The organism is Polaribacter sp. 2305UL8-11 (assembly GCF_058147165.1).
Genome location: NZ_JBYVJW010000091.1, coordinates 1 through 241, shown reverse-complemented (window position 1 = coordinate 241; position 241 = coordinate 1). Strand labels below are relative to the sequence as shown.

At 28.6% G+C, this 241-nt stretch carries 1 protein-coding gene; it reads left to right on the top strand.

The window, feature by feature from the left end; genetic code table 11:
- Nucleotides 1–60: 60 nt before the first annotated feature.
- A partial coding sequence (locus ACY2RW_RS16310; RefSeq protein WP_490123784.1) for a two-component regulator propeller domain-containing protein occupies nucleotides 61–241 on the top strand: 181 nt, incomplete at its 3' end.

The following is a 241-nucleotide window of genomic DNA, read 5'->3' as shown; positions in this document are numbered from 1 at the left end:
GGAACCAGAGATGGTTGGAATAAATAGGATGGGAATTCTTTTACTGTATATAGAAATACAATCGATCTTACTTCTATAAATAACAACGATATTTTATCGATTTTAGAAGATTCTGATGTTTTTATTTGGATTGGAACGTATAATGGATTGAGTAGATACAACCCAAAAACAGATAGCTTTAAACGTTATTTTCATACAAATGATTGTAATTCTTTAAGCAACAATACCATTTGGACAATTA